14 protein-coding genes are annotated in these 21,548 nt (G+C 67.3%); 8 read left to right on the plus strand and 6 right to left on the minus strand.

Annotated elements, in window-relative coordinates; genetic code table 11:
- Nucleotides 1–81: 81 nt before the first annotated feature.
- A complete protein-coding gene (locus AC5Y30_RS23640) occupies nucleotides 82–1,323 on the plus strand; it encodes a cytochrome P450 (protein ID WP_499921473.1) in 1,242 nt (413 codons plus the stop codon).
- Complete coding sequence (locus AC5Y30_RS23645) at nucleotides 1,323–1,904, plus strand: TetR/AcrR family transcriptional regulator (protein WP_499921475.1); 582 nt, start codon at nucleotides 1,323–1,325, stop codon at nucleotides 1,902–1,904. The genes AC5Y30_RS23640 and AC5Y30_RS23645 overlap by 1 nt, the downstream gene beginning before the upstream one ends.
- A 199-nt stretch (nucleotides 1,905–2,103) precedes the next feature.
- Here AC5Y30_RS23645 and AC5Y30_RS23650 read toward each other — a convergent pair whose 3' ends face one another.
- Both AC5Y30_RS23650 and AC5Y30_RS23655 read right to left on the minus strand, forming a co-directional pair.
- Entirely contained in the window at nucleotides 2,104–3,255 is a 1,152-nt protein-coding gene (locus AC5Y30_RS23650; protein WP_499921477.1) for an acyltransferase family protein, read from the minus strand.
- Complete coding sequence (locus tag AC5Y30_RS23655) at nucleotides 3,252–4,955, minus strand: DEAD/DEAH box helicase (protein ID WP_499921478.1); 1,704 nt, start codon at nucleotides 4,953–4,955, stop codon at nucleotides 3,252–3,254. Before AC5Y30_RS23655 ends, AC5Y30_RS23650 begins: the two co-directional genes overlap by 4 nt.
- A 229-nt stretch (nucleotides 4,956–5,184) precedes the next feature.
- Here AC5Y30_RS23655 and AC5Y30_RS23660 point away from each other — a divergent pair, with 229 nt between their 5' ends.
- Nucleotides 5,185–5,769, plus strand: coding sequence for an LppP/LprE family lipoprotein (locus AC5Y30_RS23660; RefSeq protein ID WP_499921479.1), 585 nt, complete (start codon nucleotides 5,185–5,187; stop codon nucleotides 5,767–5,769).
- A gap of 51 nt (nucleotides 5,770–5,820) precedes the next feature.
- The gene (locus AC5Y30_RS23665) at nucleotides 5,821–9,237 is read left to right on the plus strand and encodes a TM0106 family RecB-like putative nuclease (RefSeq protein ID WP_499921480.1); all 3,417 of its coding nucleotides are present in this window, start codon (nucleotides 5,821–5,823) and stop codon (nucleotides 9,235–9,237) included.
- Nucleotides 9,238–9,242: 5 nt separating this feature from the next.
- On the opposite strand, the gene AC5Y30_RS23670 is transcribed toward AC5Y30_RS23665, so the two are convergent.
- The gene (locus AC5Y30_RS23670) at nucleotides 9,243–11,222 is read right to left on the minus strand and encodes an MFS transporter (protein ID WP_499921482.1); all 1,980 of its coding nucleotides are present in this window, start codon (nucleotides 11,220–11,222) and stop codon (nucleotides 9,243–9,245) included.
- 271 nt (nucleotides 11,223–11,493) lie between these two features.
- Here AC5Y30_RS23670 and AC5Y30_RS23675 point away from each other — a divergent pair, with 271 nt between their 5' ends.
- The 3 genes from AC5Y30_RS23675 to AC5Y30_RS23685 all read left to right on the plus strand — a co-directional run bounded on the left by AC5Y30_RS23675 (nucleotide 11,494) and on the right by AC5Y30_RS23685 (nucleotide 17,087).
- Nucleotides 11,494–12,273, plus strand: coding sequence for a hypothetical protein (locus tag AC5Y30_RS23675; RefSeq protein WP_499921483.1), 780 nt, complete (start codon nucleotides 11,494–11,496; stop codon nucleotides 12,271–12,273).
- A gap of 182 nt (nucleotides 12,274–12,455) precedes the next feature.
- Nucleotides 12,456–16,166 carry a multifunctional oxoglutarate decarboxylase/oxoglutarate dehydrogenase thiamine pyrophosphate-binding subunit/dihydrolipoyllysine-residue succinyltransferase subunit gene (locus tag AC5Y30_RS23680; protein ID WP_499921485.1) on the plus strand — a complete coding sequence of 1,237 codons (3,711 nt, stop codon included), beginning with the start codon at nucleotides 12,456–12,458 and terminating at the stop codon, nucleotides 16,164–16,166.
- Between the two features lie 93 nt (nucleotides 16,167–16,259).
- Nucleotides 16,260–17,087 (plus strand): SDR family NAD(P)-dependent oxidoreductase, encoded by an 828-nt coding sequence (locus AC5Y30_RS23685; RefSeq protein ID WP_499921487.1) that lies wholly within the window; start codon nucleotides 16,260–16,262, stop codon nucleotides 17,085–17,087.
- A gap of 4 nt (nucleotides 17,088–17,091) precedes the next feature.
- Here the strand turns inward: AC5Y30_RS23685 and AC5Y30_RS23690 are convergent, their stop codons facing one another.
- From AC5Y30_RS23690 to AC5Y30_RS23700, 3 genes are all read right to left on the minus strand, one after another.
- Complete coding sequence (locus AC5Y30_RS23690) at nucleotides 17,092–17,961, minus strand: glycine betaine ABC transporter substrate-binding protein (RefSeq protein ID WP_499921489.1); 870 nt, start codon at nucleotides 17,959–17,961, stop codon at nucleotides 17,092–17,094.
- On the minus strand, nucleotides 17,958–19,166 hold the full coding sequence (locus AC5Y30_RS23695) for an NAD(P)-dependent malic enzyme (RefSeq protein ID WP_499921491.1): 1,209 nt from the start codon (nucleotides 19,164–19,166) through the stop codon (nucleotides 17,958–17,960). The genes AC5Y30_RS23690 and AC5Y30_RS23695 overlap by 4 nt, the downstream gene beginning before the upstream one ends.
- 72 nt (nucleotides 19,167–19,238) lie before the next feature.
- Nucleotides 19,239–20,228, minus strand: coding sequence for a malate dehydrogenase (locus AC5Y30_RS23700; RefSeq protein WP_499921493.1), 990 nt, complete (start codon nucleotides 20,226–20,228; stop codon nucleotides 19,239–19,241).
- Between the two features lie 190 nt (nucleotides 20,229–20,418).
- Here AC5Y30_RS23700 and corA point away from each other — a divergent pair, with 190 nt between their 5' ends.
- Nucleotides 20,419–21,519 carry a magnesium/cobalt transporter CorA gene (corA, locus tag AC5Y30_RS23705; protein ID WP_499921495.1) on the plus strand — a complete coding sequence of 367 codons (1,101 nt, stop codon included), beginning with the start codon at nucleotides 20,419–20,421 and terminating at the stop codon, nucleotides 21,517–21,519.
- The last annotated feature ends 29 nt before the right edge of the window (nucleotides 21,520–21,548 follow it).

Genomic DNA, 21,548 nt, shown 5'->3' on the forward strand with positions numbered 1-21,548 from the left:
AACCTACACGAGCGTCACGCCAGCGTGGCATGCAAGAGAAGCCTGGTTGACATCTTGGGCCCATTGTCGTACGAATGAGACATGGCTGCTGTTATGTCTCACGAAGCGCCGGTCAAGTTTCAGCTGGCCACCGCCGACACGTGGCCCAATCCGTGGCCGATGTACCGCGCTCTGCGAGATCACGATCCGGTGCACCACGTCGTTCCGGCGAACCATCCCGGCGATGACTACTACGTGCTGTCCCGGCACGCCGACGTGTGGGCCGCGGCCCGGGACCACGAAACCTATTCGTCGGCACAGGGATTGACCGTCAACTACGGCGACCTGGAAATGATTGGGCTGCAGGATAATCCGCCGTTCGTGATGCAGGATCCTCCGGTGCACACCCAATTCCGCAAGCTGGTCTCGCGCGGCTTCACGCCACGGCAGGTCGAGGCGGTGGAGCCCAAAGTGCGGGAGTTCGTCGTCGAGCGCATAGAGGGGTTGCGCTCGGCCGGTGGCGGCGACATCGTCGCGGAGCTGTTCAAGCCGCTGCCGTCGATGGTGGTGGCGCACTATCTCGGTGTGCCGGAGGAAGATTGGGCCCAATTCGACGGTTGGACCCAGGCGATCGTCGCGGCCAACACCGCCGATGGCGGCGTCGCCGGTGCGCTCGAGACGGTCGGCGACGCGGTCGGGTCGATGATGGCCTACTTCGCCGGGCTGATCGAACGGCGCCGGAGCGATCCCGAGGACGACACGATCTCGCACCTGGTGGCCGCCGGCGTCGGGGCAGACGGTGACATCGCCGGCACCCTGTCGATCCTGGCGTTCACGTTCACCATGGTCACCGGCGGCAACGACACCGTCACCGGCATGCTCGGCGGTTCGATGCCGCTGCTGCACGAACGACCCGACCAACGTCAGCTGCTGGTGGACGACCTCGACCGCATCCCGGACGCGGTCGAGGAGTTGCTGCGGATGACCTCACCCGTGCAGGGGCTGGCCCGCACCGTCACCCGTGACGTGACCGTCGGTGCGACGACCATCCCGGCCGGCCGCCGGGTGTTGCTGCTGTACGGTTCGGCCAACCGTGACGAACGCCAATACGGTTCGGACGCAGGCGAACTCGATGTGACCCGCTGTCCACGCAACATCATGACGTTCAGCCACGGCGCCCACCACTGCCTGGGCGCCGCCGCCGCTCGGATGCAGTCCCGCGTGGCGCTGACCGAACTCCTGACCCGCTGCCCGAGCTTCGAGGTGGACGAATCCGGCATCATCTGGGCGGGCGGCAGCTACGTCCGGCGCCCGCTGTCGGTGCCGATTCGGATGAAGTCCTGATGCCTGGGAGCGACTGGCTTTCCCCGCACCCCAACGAAGCCGCCGTCGACCGGATACTCGACGCGGCCGAGCGGCTGTACACCCAGCGCGACTCGGATTCGGTCGGCATGAATGAAATCGCCAGGGCCGCTGGGTGTTCCCGTGCGACGCTGTATCGGTATTTCGACAACCGCGAGGCGCTGCGCACTGCCTATGTGCACCGGGAAACCCACCGGCTGGGTCGCGAAATCATCGCGCGCACCGGCGACATCGGGGATCCGCGCGAACGGTTGGTCGCGAGCATCCTCGTCACACTGAGGATGGTTCGCGAAAGCCCGGCGCTGGCTTCCTGGTTCGCCACCACCCGTCCGCCGGTGGGTGGCGAACTGGCCGGACAGTCCGAAGTCATCGCGGCATTGGCGGTGGCGTTCCTGCATTCGCTGGGACCCGACGATCCCGCGGTCATCGAACGTCGCGGTCGCTGGATGGTGCGAGTGATCGTCTCGCTGCTGACCCACCCCGGCCACGACGAAGCCGACGAGCGAGCGATGATCGAAGAGTTCGTCGTCCCGATCGTCACGCCGGTCGCCGCGCGCGATTAAGCCCGCTCCGGGCGCCCGACACCACTATTGGAATTGCCCGCCTCCTAGCGACAACCCGTTTCCGCTGGTCACACCGGCTAACGAGGTTGTCGCTGTGAGGCGGGCAATCGCCTGTCCACCCCGCGGCGAGACGCCCGGGGCCGCTGTTACGAACGGTGCGCGGCGGCGCCCGGCGCCGCCTCCGACCGACGGCGCCGCCTCAATCACGGACGCGGGTGAACCGGTGCAACAGCCACGCCAGCGGGATCGTCACGACCAGCGTCGCGACGTACAGGTACAGCATCGATCCGGTGTAAACACGGGCGCCCACGATGTAGTCCATCGCGAATTCCATGGTGATCAGGTGGATCAGGAAAATCTCGTAGGAGATCTCGCCCAGCCACACCATCGGGCGGCTGGCCAGTATTCGCGAATACCAGCCTTGAGCACTGGCAGGGCCACCAAGGGCCAGTGGTGCCACCGCGAGTGCGGCGATGACGGCATAGAAACACGTCTTGAACAACGCTTCGCTCAGCGTCGCCGGGGAGGTCGTGGGCGCGCCGGCAATGGGCGTTGACACGATGAAATAGCAGACGACCGCCAGCGGTATGGCCACGACGCCGTAGGCGCGCACTCCCATCTCCTGCAGCACGGTCAGCATCATGCCGGCGAGGAACCACGCCAGGTAGGTGGGCAGCCACAGCCGTGCGCCGTCGGGAAACCAGTGATCGGTGTGCACCAGGACCAGCCAGGCGGGGCTGACCAACGCCATTCCCGCCAGGGCGCCCAGGACGAGTTTCGGCTGCCATTGTCGCCGGCAGATCACCACCAGTAACAGGTACGCCAGCAGCGGCAGCACCACGTAGTACGAGCCCTCTACCGCAAGGCTCCACATCTGGGTCAGGCCCTGGTGCAGATACTTGCCCAGGTAGCCGTTGCAGTAGATCTGCGTCAGCGTCAGGTTGCGCGCCAGCCCCAGCCAGCTGTGTCCCGGGTTCGGCCCGGCATCCCGGTAGTGGTAGAGCACATAGGCGAACAAGACGGTGATCACGTAGGCGGGCATGATTCGGCGAACCCGGTGCCACGCATAGCGACTCAGCGACGGCGGCGCTCCGCCTCGCGCCGCCGACTTCACCCACGGGCGGAACAACAGGTAGCCGGAGAGCACGAAGAAGATCGGCACCCCGATCTCCATTCGGGAACCGACCAGGCCCCAATATCCGTGCGTGTATTTGCCGGTGGTATATGCAGCGTGGGTGCCGACGACGAGGAGCGCCGCGACCGCGCGGATGCCCGTCAGGGACGCGATCCGGTCTACGCGAGAGGTCTGCTCGAGCCCGCCCTGGGCGTCTTGCTCTTCCGACAGCGTCATCCGCCGTGTTTCCTGCGCGGCTTCCCACCATCTCGGCCGTGGGGCTTGTTGGTGGACGAGCGCTCCGGCTGAAGGTTGATCAACACCCCCGAAATCCGGGTGTGCTCAAGCCTTTTCAACGTCGACTTGCCCAACTTGGCCGGCAGCTCCACCAGTGAGAAATCCGGTCCGATCGCGATGTGGCCGAAATCGCTGCGATGTAACCCGCCCTCGTTGGCGATGGCCCCGACGATCGCGCCAGGGCCGATCTTGTGCCGCTTGCCCACCGCGATGCGATAGGTGGCGAAAGGCTTGGCATTTCTTGGTCTTTCGGGACGCTCACGCCGTTCTGCGCGCCGCTCGCGCCGTTCCGGTGGCGGTTCGGGCGACATCAGGAATTCCTCGCCGTCGCGCGACTGCACCGCCAGCGCGGCGGCGATGTCGGCCATCGGCGTGTCGTGCTCGCGTTCGTAGTCCTGCACCAACTTGCGGAACAGGTCGATTCCGGGCGAACCGAGCGCGGTCGTGATGGAATCGGCGAATTTGGCCACCCGCTGGGCGTTGACGTCCTCGACGGTGGGCAATGCGGTCTCGGTGAGCGCTTGACGCGTGGCCTTTTCGATCGCTTTCAGCAGGTGGCGCTCGCGCGGGGAAACGAACAGCAGCGCCGTTCCCGAACGACCGGCCCGACCGGTGCGCCCGATCCGGTGCACGTATGACTCGGTGTCGTGCGGGATGTCGTAGTTGAGCACGTGCGATATCCGCTCCACATCGAGCCCGCGCGCGGCCACGTCGGTGGCGACCAGGATGTCGATGCTGCCGTCCTTCAATGCGGCGACGGTGCGCTCGCGCTGACCTTGCGGGATGTCTCCGTTGATGGCGGCCGCGGAAAATCCCCTGGCCCTTAGCCTTTCGGCGACTTCCTCGGTGGCCTGTTTGGTCCTGACGAAGATGATCATCGCCTCGAACGGCTCGACTTCCAGCACCCGGGTCAGCGCGTCCATCTTGCGTGGGCCGGCGACCTGGATGTAGCGCTGCGAAATGTTCTCGGCCGTAGCGGTTTTCGCTTTGGTGCTGACCTCGAGCGGATCATGCAGGTACTTGGTGGTGATCTTGCGGATCGCGGGCGGCATGGTCGCCGAGAACAACGCAACCTGTTTGTATTCCGGGGTTTCGGACAGTATGCGATCGACTTCTTCGGCGAATCCCATGGTGAGCATCTCGTCGGCCTCGTCGAGCACCAGGTAGTCGACGTGGGACAGGTCCAGCGTCCCGCGCTCGAGGTGGTCGATGACCCGGCCCGGGGTGCCGACGACCACATGGGCGCCGCGGCGCAGCCCGGCCAGCTGCACAGTGTAGGAGGATCCGCCGTAAATGGGCAGCACGTTGATCTTGGGCAGGTGGGCCCCGTACCGGCTGAACGCCTCGGCCACCTGCAGGGCCAGTTCCCGGGTGGGGGCGAGCACCAGCGCCTGGGTGGCGGTGCTGGTGACGTCGATCTTGGACAGGATCGGGATCGCGAACGCCGCGGTCTTGCCGGTTCCGGTCTGGGCCAGCCCGACGACGTCGGAGCCCGCCATCAGCGCCGGGATGGTCGCCGCCTGAATGCCGGTGGGCGACTCGTAGCCCACGTCAGCGATCGCCCGCAGGACCGAGGGATCGATCTGCAGGTCGGCAAACGTGGTTGAGGCAGCTTCAGTCGAGCTGTCCGAGAGGGTCATCGTCCAAGGAGTCTAGTGGTGATCGCGAGCTCAACGGAGTTGAGCGCTGCGGGTCACCACCAGAAAGCCCAGTGGTGATCGCGAGCTCAACGGAGTTGAGCGCTGCGGGTCACCACCAGAAAGCCCAGTGTGATCGCGAGCTCAACGGAGTTGAGCGCTGCGGGTGATCGTCGGCACACCCGGCCTGCCTGCCACAGTCGCGGGCCCATTGACGGTACGGTGCGTCGATGTGTGGTCGCTACCGTGTCGTGCCGAGCCACTGACCGGCTCGGCCGCTGTCGCTCTCATCGCCCTCACCATGACCGGCTGCGGTTCGGGGGACTCCACCGCTGCCAAGACGCCCCAGGCCAGGACCCCGTCGGAGGTCGCGTCGATCACGGCTCCGGCCACTCTCCCCGCGGCCGCGCCACCAGGCAACGCGCCGCCGGCCGATCCCTGCGCGGTCAACCTCGCCTCGCCCACCATCGCCAAGGTGGTTTCCGAGCTGCCTCGCGACCCGCGCAGCCAGCAGCCCTGGAACCCTGAACCGCTCGCCGGCAATTACAACCAATGCGCGCAGCTGTCGGCGATCATCATCAAGGCCAACACCAACGCGGTGAGTCCGACCACCCGGGCGGTGCTGTTCCATCTTGGCCAATTCATCCCACAGGGCGTGCCCGACACCTACGGATTCAACGGCGTTGACGCGGCGCAGACAACGGGCGACACGGTGGCGCTGACCTATCCCAGCGGGATCAACGGCTTGAACACCGACGTGAAATTCCACTGGAACGGCAACGCGGTCGACCTCATCGGCAACACGCCCGCGCGCTGATCCGGGGCACGCGCCACCCTCCTGTCGGGGCGCTGGCCTACTGTGGCTCGCGTGTTGGTCTCCGGCGACAGCATCATCTACAGCGCATCGGATCTGGCCGCCGCAGCCCGCTGCGAATTCGCGCTGCTGCGGGATTTCGACGCGAAGCTAGGCCGCGGGGCCGCTCCCGTCACCGCCGAGGACGAGCTGCTCACGCGGACGGCCGACCTCGGCAGCGAGCACGAGCGACGGGAACTGGCCTCGCTGCGCGACCGCTTCGGACAGGCCGTCGCGATCATCGGCCGCCCCGCGTACACCCCCGCCGGCCTGGCGGCGGCCGCCGACGCTACCCGGCGCGCCGTCGCCGACCGGGCGCCGGTGGTGTATCAAGCCGCCATGTTCGACGGCCGCTTCGTCGGCTTCGCCGACTTCCTGGTGCGTGACGGCGAGTGGTACCGGGTCGTGGACACCAAGCTGGCCCGCTCGGCCAAGGTGACCGCGCTGTTACAGCTTGCCGCCTATGCCGACGCGTTGGCCGCCTCCGGCGTCCCCGTTGCGCCCGAGGCCGAGCTGCGGCTGGGCGATGGAACCACTGTGCGGCACCGGGTTCACGACCTGATCCCCGTCTACCGCTTGCAGCGGGCCCGCCTGCAGCGCCTCCTCGATGAGCACTACGCGGGCGACGCCACGGTCCGCTGGGACGACGAGGGTGTTGCCGCCTGCTTTCGGTGCCCACTGTGCCTCGAGCAGTTACGGGCGTCCGACGACGTGCTGCTGGTGGCCGGCATGCGAGTGAGCCAGCGCGACAAGCTCTTTGATGCCGGGATCAGCACCGTCGCCGACTTGGCCGATCTTCGCGGACCCGTTCCCGGCCTGGCGGCCGGCGCGCTGAGCAAGCTCGCCGTCCAGGCCAAACTGCAAGTCCGCCAACGTGAAACCGGCGTTCCGCAGGTCGAGGTCATCGACCCGCAGCCGCTGACCCTGCTGCCCGAGCCCGACCCCGGGGACCTGTTCTTCGACTTCGAAGGCGACCCGCTGTGGACCGCCGATGGCCGCGAGTGGGGCCTGGAATATCTGTTCGGTGTGCTCGAAGCCGGGCCGGCGGGGAAGTTTCGCCCGTTGTGGGCGCATAACCGGGCCGACGAACGCAAGGCGCTGATCGACTTCCTGGCGCTGGTGGCCAAACGCCGCAAGCGCCGCCCCAACATGCACATCTATCACTACGCGCCCTACGAGAAGACCGCGTTGTTGCGACTCGCCGGACGCTATGGGATTGGCGAGGACGAAGTCGACGAACTGCTGCGCAGCGGTACGCTGGTCGACCTTTACCCCTTGGTGCGCAGGAGCATTCGCACCGGTGCGGAGTCCTTCAGCCTCAAGGCGCTGGAGCCGCTCTACATGGGGGCTCAGCTGCGCGTGGGTGACGTGACCACGGCCACCGGGTCGATCACCTCCTACGCACGCTACTGCGAACTCCAGGCGGACGGCCGCAGCGACGAGGCCGCATCGGTGCTCAAAGAGATCGAGGACTACAACCACTACGACTGCTCCTCGACACAAAAACTGCGGAATTGGTTGATGTTGCGCGCGTACGAATCCGGCGTCCTGCCGATCGGCGCCCAGGCCGTGACGGACGGCAACACCGTCGATGACCGCGACCAACTGGCGATGACGTTGTCGGCGTTCGCCGGTGCCGCCGGCGTCGACGACCGCACGCCCGAGCAGACGGCGGTGGCCCTGCTGGCCGCGGCGCGCGGCTACCACCGGCGCGAGGACAAACCCTTCTGGTGGGCGCACTTCGACCGGCTGAACTTCCCGATCGACGAGTGGGCGGATAACACCGATGTTTTCGTCGCCGAGCACGTGTCGGTCAGCGTCGACTGGCACACGCCGCCACGCGCGCGCAAACCGCAGCGGCGGCTGCGGCTGCGCGGTGAGCTGGCGCGCGGCGACTTGAAGAGCGAGGTCTTTGCGCTCTACCACCCGCCTGCTCCGCCCGGCATGACCGACAGCCCGGACCGGCGGGCGGCCGGGCGGGTCTCGGTGGTCGAGGCCGACGATCCGGCGGTCCCAGCCGAAGTGGTGGTACTCGAACGAGTTGGCAGCGACGGCAACACTTTTCACCAGCTGCCGTTCGCACTGACCCCAGGCCCGCCCATCCCGACGACGGCCCTGCGGGATTCGATCGAGGCGACCGCGACCCGCGTGGCCGCCGGATTGCCGCAACTGCCCCGCAGCGCCGTCGTCGACGTGCTCCTGCGTGCCGCGCCCCGTCTGCGCGGCGGCACCGCCCTCCCCCGTAGCGACGACACCGTCGCCGACATCACCGCCGCGCTACTGGATCTCGATTCGTCATACCTTGCGGTGCACGGTCCGCCCGGCACCGGCAAGACGCACACCGCGGCGCGCGTGATCCAGGATCTGGTCACCGAACACGGCTGGCGGATCGGTGTGGTCGCACAGTCACACGCCACCGTAGAGAACGTGCTGGACTGTGTCATCGACGCCGGTCTGGATCCGCAACGGATCGCCAAGAAGCGCAACGACCACCGGGCACCGCGCTGGCGGGAGATCGACGGCGGCGCCTACGCCGCGTTCCTCGCTGACACACCCGGTTGTGTGATCGGCGGAACGGCATGGGATTTCGCCAACGCCAATCGGATACCGCCGGGGAGCCTGGATCTGCTGGTGATCGACGAAGCGGGCCAATTCTGTTTGGCCAACACCATCGCCGTGGCCCCGGCCGCCGCAAACCTGCTGCTGCTCGGGGATCCGCAGCAGTTGCCGCAAGTCAGCCAGGGCACTCATCCCGAGCCGGTGGACGCCTCCGCGCTGGAGTGGCTGGTCGACGGTCAGCGCACGCTGCCCGACGAACGCGGCTACTTTCTGGACCTCTCCTACCGCATGCATCCGGCGGTCTGCGCCGCGGTTTCGGCGCTCTCCTACGAGAACAGGCTGCATTCCCACGACTGCACCGCCGCCCGCCGGCTCGACGGCTATCAGCCCGGTGTGCAGCTGCTTCCGGTTGAGCATCAAGGCAATTCGACCGAGAGCCCCGAGGAGGCCGACACGATCGTCGCCGAGATCGACCAGCTGCTCGGCGCGTCGTGGACCGATGAACACGGCATCCGGGCCTTGGCCGCCACCGATGTGCTGGTGCTGGCGCCCTACAACGCCCAGGTGGCGCTGTTACGTCACCGGTTGAGCGCCGCAGGTCTGGTTGGAGTGCGGGTCGGGACGGTCGACAAGTTCCAGGGCGCGCAGGCACCGGTGGTTTTCATCTCGATGACGGTGTCGTCAATGGACGTGGCGCCCCGCGGGGTCTCGTTCCTGCTCAACAGGAATCGGCTCAACGTCGCGGTAAGCCGGGCTCAGTACGCGGCCGTGATCGTGCGCTCCCCGTCGCTGACGGAATATCTGCCCGCCACCCCCGAGGGCCTGATCGACCTGGGCGCCTTTCTGGCTCTCACGCAGCCCGTTCTGCGGTGAACGGGCTAACCGGTCGACGAGTGCCGGCCCGGACCGGTGGGGTCATCGTCGGGATCGGGGCGGTGATGCTGGCCTCGCAACGATTCACCCTCGGAAAACTGCCGCCCCGCCGTGTGTTGGCGGCGCGGCGGCCGGGTGAGCCGATCGCCCGGCGGGAGGGAGTTGGGCGGGCGCCGCACGGCCACCTGTCGAAGGCGTTTACCGCTATCCACATGAGAACCGTTGTGGGCGTGGCCGATTGGTTGAGCCGGCGCGGCCGGGCCGCGTCGCGAGACCCCGGTGGTCGCCGGGCGCGGCCGTTCGACCGGTTGCCGGGGCGGCTCGGGATGACTCCTTTGCTCGACGTCGGATTCGCGCACCAGAAGGAATTCGACGTATTCGTCATCGTCGTAGTCGTCGTCGACGACGTCGTCGTCAGGGCCGGGCGGATCGTCGCCTCCCCTGCCGTCGCCCTTGCCGGGCCACGGCGCAAAGCCCACCACAAACAGTGCGGCGATGATCCCGAACAGCGCGATGAACGCCGGCAGCAGCACCGACTGCGACATCGCGGCGGCGAACGGGTCGCGCAGGAACCCGGGCAGCTGCAGGGTGAGCGCGTCCTCGCCCACCGCGTCGCCGGACGGCCGGCGCGGCATCTCATCGGTGATCCGCCACGTCATGAACGCGGCCATGCCCGCGCTGCCGAGCACCGCACCGAGCTGGCGCACGGAGTTGTACACCGCGGAGCCCGCGCCGGCCAGGTGTGGCGGCAGGTTACGCGTCGCGGTGGCCGTCAACGGTGACCACACGAAAGCCATCCCGACGCCCATCGCGAAGAACGGCAAAACCAGTCGCCAGATCGGCGTCGTCGGCGTCATCTCGAACGTGATCCAGGTCAGCGCGATGGCCAGCACCGAGAAACCGAAACCGAGCACGGGCTGCGGATGGTATTTATCGACGATCTTGCCGACGAGTGGCGCAAAGACGCCGTTCGCGATCGCCATCGGCGCGATCAACAAGGCCGAGCGCGTCGGCGAGAGCCCGCACACGGCCTGCGCGTAGAACGTCAGCGGCAGCATCATCGCCGTGGCGGTGAACGAGACGATGGCGACCCCGACGTTGCACAGGCTGAAATCGCGGTCGCTGAAGATGACCAGCGGAATCAGCGGCTCGTGGGCGTTGAGCGATTGCCAGAACGCGAAGGCCGTCATGAACCCGACGCCGGCCACGATCAACGCCCAGATCCAGGGTTGCCAGTGCGCTGCCTGACCCTGTTGCAGCCCGAACACGATCAGGAAGATGCCGATGCCGGACAGCGCAACCCCGATCAGGTCGAAGCGATGCGACTGGGTGGGCAGCACCGGAATCAGCCAATACGCCAGCCCCAGCCCGAGGACGCCGATGGGCACGTTGACGAAGAAGATCCACTGCCAACCCAGCCCGTCGACCAGGACACCGCCCGCCAGCGGGCCCACCAGGCTGGCGACACCGGCGGTGGCACCCCACAGGCTCACCGCGACGCCGCGACGCTCCGCCGGAAAGATCCGCGTGATGGTCGACAGGGTCTGCGGGGTCAGCAGCCCGGCGCCGACGCCCTGCACCACGCGCGCCGCGATCAGCATGGCGGCGCTGCCGGCCAGCCCACACCACACCGAGGAGGCGGTGAACACGACCAGACCGATCAGATAGAGGTTCTTGGGGCCGAACCGGTCACCGAGGCGCCCGGCCACCAGCAACACGACGGCATAGCCCAGCAGGTAGGCGCTGGTCACCCAGACCACGGTGTCGTAGCCGATGCGCAGGCTGCCCATGATGGTCGGGTTGGCGATCGCGACGATGGTCGAGTCGACCATGATCATGAAAAAGCCGATCATCATCGCCCATAGCGGGTTCCAGGGGTTCTGCGACTGCGGTGAACTCCGGGTAAGGAAGTCCCAGCGGTTGGCGACCCGGGCCGGTGACGGCCTCGCGCTTCCCCCGGGCGTGCGGGGCGTAGCCGTCGTCATCCACCCCACCTCGTTTCGCTTTCGCTCCCGGCGATGCCGCTCAGCCGAATCGACCCGGCTCATCGACCCGCCCCGCAGGTGATACACCGCGCCCGGCGCGGTAAACAGCATGAGGACCGGCGAACGGCACGGACCGTCGCAGACATCCAGCCCGCATTATTCCCGGTAAGGCAATAGGCCGGCAGCCAAGGACCCGGTCGGGGTGCATAACGAGTCAGGATTTGCCACGGGCGCGTTAGCCTGGGGGGACGCCATCTGCAGGAGAGAGAATATGCGGGGTCGACGGAAAAGGTCGCCGAACCGGTTCTTCACCATGTCCGACGCGGGACAGCAGCCGACCGCCAACGACGGTCGACCCAAGATGTCCGCGCGGGCATTGGCGCAGGTCATCGAGCGGAGCTCGTGGTTGCAGGGCCCGGCCGCCGAGGCCTATGTGACCCGGCTGCGCAACGCGAACCCGAATGCCGGCCCGGCGGAGATCCTGGCCAAGCTGCAGAAGCGATACCTGGCCATCGTGACGGCCGGCGGTGTTGCGGTGGGGGCCGCCGCGACCGTCCCCGGCATCGGCACGATCAGCGCCCTGTCGGCGGCGGCCGCCGAAACGGTGACGTTCCTGGAGGCCACCGCGTTCTTCGTGTTGGCGGTGGCGGTGGTTTACGACATCCCGGCCGATCATCGGGAACGCCGCCGTGCGCTGGTGCTGGCGATCCTCGCCGGCGACAACAGCGAGCACGCCGTCGCGCAGCTGATCGGTCCGCGCCGTACCAACGGCGGCTGGATCTCCGAGGGACTGGCCGCCCTGCCGCTGTCGTCGATGTCGAAGCTGAACTCACGACTGCTCAAGTCGTGGGTCCGCAAGTACACCGTGCGGCGCGGCGCGCTGTTGTTCGGCAAACTGCTGCCGGTGGGCATCGGGGTCGTGGTGGGCGCCATCGGCAACTACCTCGCCGGCAAGAAGATGATCCGCAACGCCAACCGGGCGTTCGGCGCCCCGCCCGCGCGGTGGCCCCGCGCGCTGCACCTGGTGCCCCCGGTCCACGAAGCCGGCTAGCGCCCGGCCGTCCTCCTGTTACCCGGTCGACCTGGCGGATCGGCGGCGAAAGGTTAGCCTTTATAGGGCGGAACAATGGGTATCGCCGTCGGTGTGAGGTGTTCGGTCGTCCGGGACCGACAAGGGTGCAGGCGCCGCGGGAATGCGCTTGCGGAACAGAAGGATTGAGGCGAACTGCGGTCGTGAGCAACATAAGTTCACCATTCGGGCAAAACGAATGGCTGGTCGAGGAGATGTACCGCAAGTTCCGCGACGACCCCTCGTCCGTCGATCCGAGCTGGCACGAATTCCTTGTCGACTACAACCCCGACCCCGCAGGCGAATCCGCGCCGGCCGCCCCGACCAGCGCCGATGGGCCGCCGGCCGCCGCCCCTGCCCCGGCGAAGCCGGCCCCGGCGGCCCCGCAGACCACCGAGCCCGCCAAGCCCGCGGCCCCCGCGGCCGGCAACGGGGTCGCGCCCCGACCGGCCAAAGCCCCGACTCCCCCGCCGGCCGAGGGCGACGAGCTGCAGACGCTGCGCGGTGCCGCGGCGGCCGTCGTCAAGAACATGTCGGCATCGCTGGACGTGCCGACGGCGACCAGTGTGCGCGCCGTTCCGGCCAAGCTGATGATCGACAACCGGATCGTCATCAACAACCAGCTCAAGCGCACCCGCGGCGGCAAGATCTCGTTCACCCACCTGCTCGGCTATGCGCTGGTGCAGGCGGTCAAGAAGTTCCCGAACATGAATCGGCACTACGCCGAGATCGACGGCAAGCCCACGGCGGTGACGCCGGCGCACACCAACCTCGGCCTGGCCATCGACCTGCAGGGCAAAGACGGCAAGCGTTCCCTGGTGGTCGCCGGGATCAAGGGCTGCGAAACCATGCGCTTCGCCCAGTTCGTGACCGCATACGAAGACATCGTGCGGCGAGCCCGCGACGGCAAGCTGACCGCCGAAGACTTTGCCGGCGTTACCATTTCGCTGACCAACCCGGGCACCATCGGCACCGTGCACTCGGTGCCGCGGCTGATGGCGGGCCAGGGCGCCATCATCGGCGTCGGCGCCATGGAGTACCCCGCAGAATTTCAGGGCGCCAGCGAGGAACGCATCGCCGAACTGGGCATCGGCAAGCTGATCACCCTGACGTCGACCTACGACCACCGCATCATCCAGGGCGCCGAATCCGGCGACTTCTTGCGCACCATCCACGAGATGCTGCTCTCGGACGCGTTCTGGGACGAGATCTTCCGCGAGTTGGGCAACCCGTACCTCCCGGTGCGCTGGAGCACCGACAACCCGGATTCGATCGTCGACAAGAACGCCCGGGTGATGGAGTTGATCGCGGCCTACCGCAACCGCGGTCACCTGATGGCCGACATCGACCCGCTGCGACTGGACGGCAGCCGGTTCCGCAGCCACCCCGATCTGGAGATCCTCAACCACGGCCTGACGCTGTGGGACCTCGACCGGGTGTTCAAAGTCAACGGCTTCGCGGGGTGCGAGTACAAGAAGCTGCGCGACGTGCTGGGCCTGCTGCGCGACGCCTACTGCCGCCACATCGGCGTGGAGTACACCCACATTCTCGAACCCTCACAACAGGAATGGCTGCAGCAGCGCGTCGAGACCAAGCACGTCAAACCGACGGTGGCCGAGCAGAAGTTCATCCTGAGCAAGCTGAACGCCGCCGAGGCCTTCGAAACCTTCCTGCAGACCAAATACGTTGGCCAGAAGCGGTTTTCGCTGGAAGGCGCGGAAAGCATCATTCCGATGATGGACGCGGCGATCGACCAGTGCGCCGAGCACGGACTCGACGAGGTGGTTATCGGGATGCCGCACCGTGGCCGGCTCAACGTGCTGGCCAACATCGTCGGCAAGCCGTACTCGCAGATCTTCTCCGAGTTCGAGGGCAACCTCAACCCGGCACAGGCGCACGGCTCCGGGGACGTCAAGTATCACCTGGGCGCCACCGGCGTGTACCTACAGATGTTCGGCGACAACGACATTCAGGTGTCGCTGACCGCCAACCCGTCACACTTGGAAGCCGTTGACCCGGTGCTGGAGGGTCTGGTGCGGGCCAAGCAAGACCTGCTGGACCACGGCGCCGAAGACCAGGGCGACGAAAAAGCGTTCTCGGTGGTGCCGATGATGCTGCACGGCGACGCCGCGTTCGCCGGTCAGGGCGTGGTCGCCGAAACCCTGAACCTGACCCACCTGCCCGGCTACCGCGTCGGCGGCACCATCCACATCATCGCCAACAACCAGATCGGCTTCACCACCGCGCCGGAGTACTCGCGGTCCAGCGAGTACTGCACCGACGTCGCGAAGATGATCGGGGCGCCGATCTTCCACGTCAACGGCGACGACCCGGAAGCGTGCGCGTGGGTGGCCAAGCTGGCCGTCGACTTCCGGCAGGAGTTCAAGAAGGACGTCGTCATCGACATGCTGTGCTACCGCAAACGCGGGCACAACGAGGGCGACGACCCGTCGATGACCAACCCCGCGATGTACGACGTCGTCGACACCAAGCGCGGGGTCCGCAAGAGCTACACCGAAGCCCTGATCGGCCGCGGTGACATCTCGATGAAAGAAGCCGAGGACGCGCTGCGCGACTACCAGGGCCAGCTCGAGCGGGTGTTCAACGAGGTCCGTGAGCTGGAGAAACACGGCGCGCTACCGAGCGAATCGGTCGAGGCCGACCAGATGCTGCCGGCGGGCCTGGCCACCGCGGTGGACAAGGCGCTGCTGGCCCGCATCGGTGACGCCTTCCTGGCCGCCCCGGACGGTTTCACCGCACACCCGCGGGTGCAGCCGGTGCTGGAGAAGCGGCGCGAGATGGCCTACGAAGGCAAGATCGACTGGGCCTTCGGCGAACTGCTGGCGCTGGGCTCGCTGGTTGCCGAAGGCAAGCTGGTGCGGCTGTCGGGTCAAGACACCAAGCGCGGCACCTTCTCCCAGCGGCACTCGGTGATCATCGACCGCAACACCGGCCAGGAGTTCACGCCGCTGCAACTGCTGACGACGAATGCCGACGGCACCCCGACCGGGGGCAAGTTCCTGGTCTACGACTCACCGCTGTCGGAGTACGCCGCCGTCGGCTTCGAGTACGGCTACACGGTGGGCAATCCGGACGCTCTGGTGTTGTGGGAGGCCCAGTTCGGTGACTTCGTCAACGGCGCGCAGTCGATCATCGACGAGTTCATCAGCTCCGGTGAGGCCAAGTGGGGCCAGCTGTCCAACGTCGTGCTGCTGCTGCCGCACGGTCACGAGGGTCAGGGGCCCGACCACACCTCGGGCCGCATCGAGCGCTTCCTGCAGCTGTGGGCGGAGGGTTCGATGACGATCGCGATGCCCTCGACGCCGTCCAACTACTTCCACCTGTTGCGGCGCCACGCCCTCGACGGCGTGCAGCGGCCGCTGATCGTGTTCACACCGAAGTCGATGCTGCGCAACAAGGCGGCGGTCAGCGACGTCCGGGACTTCACCGAGATCAAGTTCCGCTCGGTGCTCGAAGAGCCGACCTACGAGGACGGCATCGGTGATCGCAGCAAGGTCACCCGTGTCCTGCTGACCAGCGGCAAGCTGTACTACGAGTTGGTGGCCCGCAAGGCCAAGGACAACCGCGAAGACGTGGCGATCGTGCGGATCGAACAGCTCGCCCCGCTGCCCAAGCGGCGGCTGGGCGAGACGCTGGACCGCTACCCGAACGTCAACCAGTACTTCTGGGTGCAGGAGGAGCCGGCCAACCAGGGCGCGTGGCCCCGGTTCGGGCTGGAGCTGCCGGAGCTGTTGCCCGACAAGCTGACCGGGCTCAAGCGCATCTCGCGCCGGGCGATGTCGGCCCCGTCGTCGGGCTCGTCGAAGGTGCACGCGGTCGAGCAGCAGGAGATCATCGACACGGCCTTCGGCTGACCGGGGTGATCGCTGGATCTGCGACCCGCGGGAACCGGGGACCGCTGGTACCGGCTAGCCTCGACGCAAACGTGCCGAGAAGGAAGGGTGCTCATGCAAGGGTTCGCCGGCAAGGTCGCGGTGGTGACGGGCGCGGGTTCAGGTATCGGGCAGGCGCTGGCCGTGGAGCTGGCCCGCTCGGGCGCCAAAGTGGCGATCAGTGACGTCGACCTGGAGGGCCTGGGCCACACCGAGGAACAGCTCAAGGCGATCGGCGCGTCGTTCAAGTCCGATCGCCTCGACGTGACCGAGCGGGAGGCCTTCTTGGCCTACGCCGACGGCGTCAAGGAGCACTTCGGCAAGGTCAACCAGATCTACAACAACGCCGGCATCGCCTTCACCGGCGACGTCGAGGTCAGCCAGTTCAAAGACATCGAACGGGTGATGGACGTCGACTTCTGGGGCGTCGTCAACGGCACCAAGGCGTTCCTGCCGCACCTGATCGCGTCCGGCGACGGGCACGTCGTCAACGTGTCCAGCGTGTTCGGGCTCTTCTCGGTGCCCGGGCAGGCGGCCTACAACTCGGCCAAATTCGCCGTGCGTGGCTTCACCGAGGCGCTGCGACAGGAGATGGCCGCGGCCGGCCACCCGGTGGCGGTGACCACGGTGCACCCGGGTGGCATCAAGACCGCGATCGCGCGCAACGCGACGGCCGCCGAGGGGCTCGACCCCGAGCAGCTCGCGAAGCTGTTCGACAAGCGACTCGCCAGGACCAGCCCGCAACGCGCCGCCACGATCATCCTGGACGCGGTCCGCAAGAAGAAGGCGCGGGTTCTGGTTGGCACGGACGCCAAACTCCTGGACGTGATGGTGCGGGTCGCGGGCCCGTACTACCAGCAGCTCTTCGGCCCGGTCATGGGCCGGTTGATGCCGAAGGTCTAAAGCCTCAGCGGCCGAGCGGATGCTCGGCCAGCCAGCCGGCCGCCACCGCCTGCGGATCGGCACCGGTATGCACCTGCCGGCGCATCTCGACCAGCGCCGCGGTGTCCAGCACGCCGGCCACTTCGTTGATCGCCAGCAGCTGCCGATCGCTGAGCGCGTTGCGGCGATAAAGCGGCACCACATTCTCGGCACGGATCAGCGCGGGTTTGCCGTCGGCCAGCGCGACCAGGTCGCCGGGGATGCCGGGGTCGGCCGAGGTGGTCCACCCCGCCGTCAGCTGTCCGCTCCGAATTGCAGCGAACATCGTTGCGGCATCGGGAAATTCGCGCGGCTGAGCAAGCCGGCAGGAGCCGACCGTCGACGGTTCCTGATGTCCGGCGACCGTCCCGACAACGAGGCCATCGCAGTGGCGGGGCAGCGTGCTCAACTCCGCACTGACATCACTACCGCCCCACGCCTTGGCGGTGGGCCCACTGACCAGCAACACGGGCTTGTCTTCGGCGGCCGTCGTGTAGTCGCCCGCCACCACTCCTTCGGGCAGCGCAGCGATCATTGCGCGGTAGACGTCTTTGTCCGACATCGCCGTCGCGCCGGGCTGCAAAGCTTGCAACGTGCGGCCGGTGAGGGCGGGGACGACGGTGAATGCGCCGGAATCCAATTGGGGCTTCGGCTCGGCCGCCGCCGCGGCCCGCGCACCGAAACCGTATGACCGCAGGGCGGCGACGTAGACGCCGGCCAGCAGTGCCGAATCGGCGTCAGGCCGGGATCCGACCACGACTTCGGCGCTGGCACGACGGTCCGCGGTGCCGGGTGCGCAACCGGCCACAGCGAGTGCGGCGGCGAGCAGCGGCACCGCCAGCCTGCCGACCCTCACCCCCGGGCGACGGAAGTGTCTGGGGCATCCGTGGCCAGTGCCACCGCCCTGGCGACGGCTTCCCCGACCCGGGTGTCCAGCGGGCTCGGGACGATCCGGTCGAGCGCCAGATCGTCGCTGGCGACGGAGAAGATCGCCTCGGCCGCGGCGACCATCATCTTTTCGGTGATGCGGCGCGCGCCGGCTTCCAGCGCACCGCGGAACACCCCGGGGAAGGCAAGCACGTTGTTGATCTGATTCGGGAAATCGCTACGGCCGGTGGCCACCACCGCCGCGTATCTGGCCGCGATATGCGGGTGGATCTCCGGGTCCGGGTTGGACAGCGCGAACACGATCCCGCCGGGCGCCATGGTGGCGATCATCTCTTCGGGAACCACGCCCCCCGACAATCCCAGAAACACGTCGGCGCCCCGGATGGCTTCGGCGAGGCTGCCGGTCAGGCCGGCCGGGTTGGTGCGCCGCGCCAGAGCCACCTTGACGTCGTTCATGTCGTCGCGACCGGTGTGCAGAACCCCACGCGAGTCGAGCACGGTGATATCCGAAACACCCATCACCATAAGGAGATTGGTGCACGCGACGCCGGCCGCACCGGCTCCGGACACCACCACCTTCAGCGAGCCCATGTCGCGACCGAGCACCTTGCTGGCCCCCATGAGCGCGGACAGCACCACGATCGCCGTGCCGTGCTGGTCGTCGTGCATCACCGGGCAGTCCAGCGCCTCGATGAGACGACGCTCGATCTCGAAACAGCGCGGCGCCGAAATGTCCTCCAGGTTGACTGCGCCGAACGTCGGGCGCAGGCGCACCAGTGTTTCCACGATCGCGTCGGGATCCTTGGTGTCCAGCACGATGGGGATGGCGTTCAGCCCGCCGTACGCCTGAAACAGGGCGCACTTGCCCTCCATGACCGGCAGCGACGCCGACGGCCCGATGTCGCCCAGGCCCAGTACCGCGCTGCCGTCGCTGACCACGGCCACCAGCCGGTTCGCCCAGGTGTACCGGGCGGCCTGGGTCTGGTCGGCGGCGATCGCACGGCTGACCTGTGCCACGCCGGGGGTGTAAGCGATCGACAGAGCGCGCTGGGTGTCCAGCGGGGATGTCAGGCCTACGGAAAGCTTGCCGCCTACGTGTGCCTCGAAGATCTCCGCGTCGGTGATCACGCCGTTCCCGGCTTGCGTCTGTATCGATTCAAGCAACTCGGACACGCGCTTCAGCGTACTGACTACCCATTAGTAGCCCTAATTGGTGAGGTGGGTCATACCACCGCCCCGCCGTCGCTAGATCAGCTTCAGCTCGGTGACCGCGCTGCGCTCGTCGACCAGCTCGGCGGTGGTCTTGTCGATGCGGCCGCGGGAGAACTCGTCGATCTCCAGCCCCTGCACGATCGACCAGTCGCCGTCCTTGGTGGTCACCGGGAACGACGACACGATGCCCTCCGGCACGCCGTAGGAGCCGTCGCTGTAGACCGCCATCGAGACCCAGTCCCCCTCCGGGCTGCCCAGCAGCCAGGACCGGGCGGCGTCGACGGTGGCCGAGGCGGCCGACGCCGCCGAGGAGGCGCCGCGCGCGTCGATGATCGCCGCGCCGCGCTTGGCGACCGTCGGGATGAAGTCGTTCTCGATCCAGTTCTGGTCGTTGACCACCTCGGCGGCGTTCTTGCCGCCGACCTCGGCGTGGAAGATGTCGGGGTACTGGGTGGCCGAGTGGTTGCCCCAGATGGTCACCTTCTTGATGTCGGTGACCGCCGCGCCGGTCTTCTTGGCCAGCTGCGAGATCGCCCGGTTGTGGTCCAGGCGGGTCAGCGCGGAGAACCGCTCCTTCGGGATGTCCGGGGCGTTGCTCAGCGCGATCAGCGCGTTGGTGTTGGCCGGGTTGCCGGTCACGCCGATGCGGACGTCGTCGGCGGCGACCGAGTTCAGCGCCTTGCCCTGCGCGGTGAAGATGGCGCCGTTGGCCTCCAGCAGGTCGCTGCGCTCCATGCCCGGGCCGCGCGGCCGCGCCCCGACCAGCAGCGCGAGGTTCACACCGTCGAAGATCTTGTTCGCGTCCGCGCCGATCTGGACACCGGACAGCAACGGGAATGCGCAGTCGTCCAGCTCCATCACGACGCCCTCGAGCGCCTTGAGGGCGGGCTCGATCTCCAGGAGACGCAGCTCGATCGGGCGGTCGGGGCCCAGCAGCGAGCCACTCGCCAGGCGGAACAACAGGCTGTAGCCGATCTGGCCGGCGGCGCCGGTGACGGCGACCTTGAGAGGACTTGCGCTCACGTCGATGTACTCCTTGTGGAGATGTTCGTGCAGGTTCGGGTTTCGGCTCGAAACTAGCGCACTCTTGTCGGCCGCCGATGTCCGGTCCGCTACCAGGGCTTTCCCGATACCAGATCGTCGCGTTTCGATCAGCCGGAACGCGTACCATTGACCACCGCCCGGTGGGAGCTGCGCACGGTGGGAGGTGGATGTGTTCCAAGGATTTGACGCATTGCCCGAAGCGCTTCGGCCCCTTGCGCACGAACCGCACCCCAAGCCGGACCCGGCCCCCGAACCGCCCAAGGAGACGCTGGTTGACTGCGCCGTCTACGCCGACGGCGAGCGGTTGCCGGGCAAGCTCGGGTACGCGGCCGCCCTGGACAAGGTGCACGAGATCGAAACGTCGGGGCACGACGCCTTCGTGTGGGTCGGCTTGCGTGAACCCAATCAGTCCGAGATGCAGGAAGTGGCCGACGTGTTCGGGCTGCACCCGCTGGCCGTGGAAGACGCGGTGTGCGCGCATCAACGGCCCAAGGTGGAGCGCTACGACGACACTTTGTTTCTGGTGCTCAAGACCGTCAACTACGTGCCCCACGAATCGGTGGTGCTGGCCCGCGAGATCGTCGAGACCGGAGAGATCATGGTCTTCGTCGGCAGGGATTTCGTGGTCACGGTGCGGCACGGCGAACACGGCGGACTGTCGGACGTGCGCAAGCGGATGGACAGCGACCCGGAGCAGATGCGGCTGGGCCCCTACGCGGTGATGCACGCGGTCGCCGACCATGTGGTGGACCACTATCTCGAGGTGAGCAGCCTGATGCTGTCCGACATCGACGGCATCGAGGGGCTGGCGTTCGCGCCGGGCAGCAAGATCGACGTCGAACCGATCTATCTGCTCAAGCGCGAGGTGGTCGAACTGCGCCGGTGCGTCAATCCGCTGTCGACGGCGTTCCATCGCATCCAGATGGACAACAAGGACGTGATCTCCAAAGAGGTGCGGCGCTATCTGCGCGACGTCGCCGACCACCACTCCGAGGCCGCCGACCAGATCGCCAGCTACGACGACACGCTCAATTCGCTGATCCAGGCGGCACTCGCTCGGGTCGGCATGCAGCAGAACAACGACATGCGCAAGATGGCGGCCTGGGCCGGTATCTTGGCGGTTCCCACCATGGTCGCCGCCATCTACGGGATGAACTTCCACTTCATGCCCGAGCTGAATTGGACGTGGGGCTACCCGGCGATCATGGCCGTGATGGCCGTCGCCTGCGTCGGACTGTATTTCCAGTTCCGCCGCAACAACTGGCTGTAACGGTTTGTCGGCGAGCAGACACAAAAGCG

Source organism: Mycobacterium sp. NGS27, from assembly GCF_059813005.1.

What these genes read in the sequence shown, in the direction of transcription:
- AC5Y30_RS23675 (WP_499921483.1), top strand. Translation starts at nt 11,494, where the DNA reads ATGCGGGGTCGACGGAAAAGGTCGCCGAACCGGTTCTTCACCATGTCC.
- AC5Y30_RS23655 (WP_499921478.1), bottom strand. Translation starts at nt 4,955, where the DNA reads ATGACCCTCTCGGACAGCTCGACTGAAGCTGCCTCAACCACGTTTGCC.
- AC5Y30_RS23640 (WP_499921473.1), top strand. Translation starts at nt 82, where the DNA reads ATGGCTGCTGTTATGTCTCACGAAGCGCCGGTCAAGTTTCAGCTGGCC.
- AC5Y30_RS23650 (WP_499921477.1), bottom strand. Translation starts at nt 3,255, where the DNA reads ATGACGCTGTCGGAAGAGCAAGACGCCCAGGGCGGGCTCGAGCAGACC.
- AC5Y30_RS23685 (WP_499921487.1), top strand. Translation starts at nt 16,260, where the DNA reads ATGCAAGGGTTCGCCGGCAAGGTCGCGGTGGTGACGGGCGCGGGTTCA.
- AC5Y30_RS23645 (WP_499921475.1), top strand. Translation starts at nt 1,323, where the DNA reads ATGCCTGGGAGCGACTGGCTTTCCCCGCACCCCAACGAAGCCGCCGTC.
- AC5Y30_RS23670 (WP_499921482.1), bottom strand. Translation starts at nt 11,222, where the DNA reads ATGACGACGGCTACGCCCCGCACGCCCGGGGGAAGCGCGAGGCCGTCA.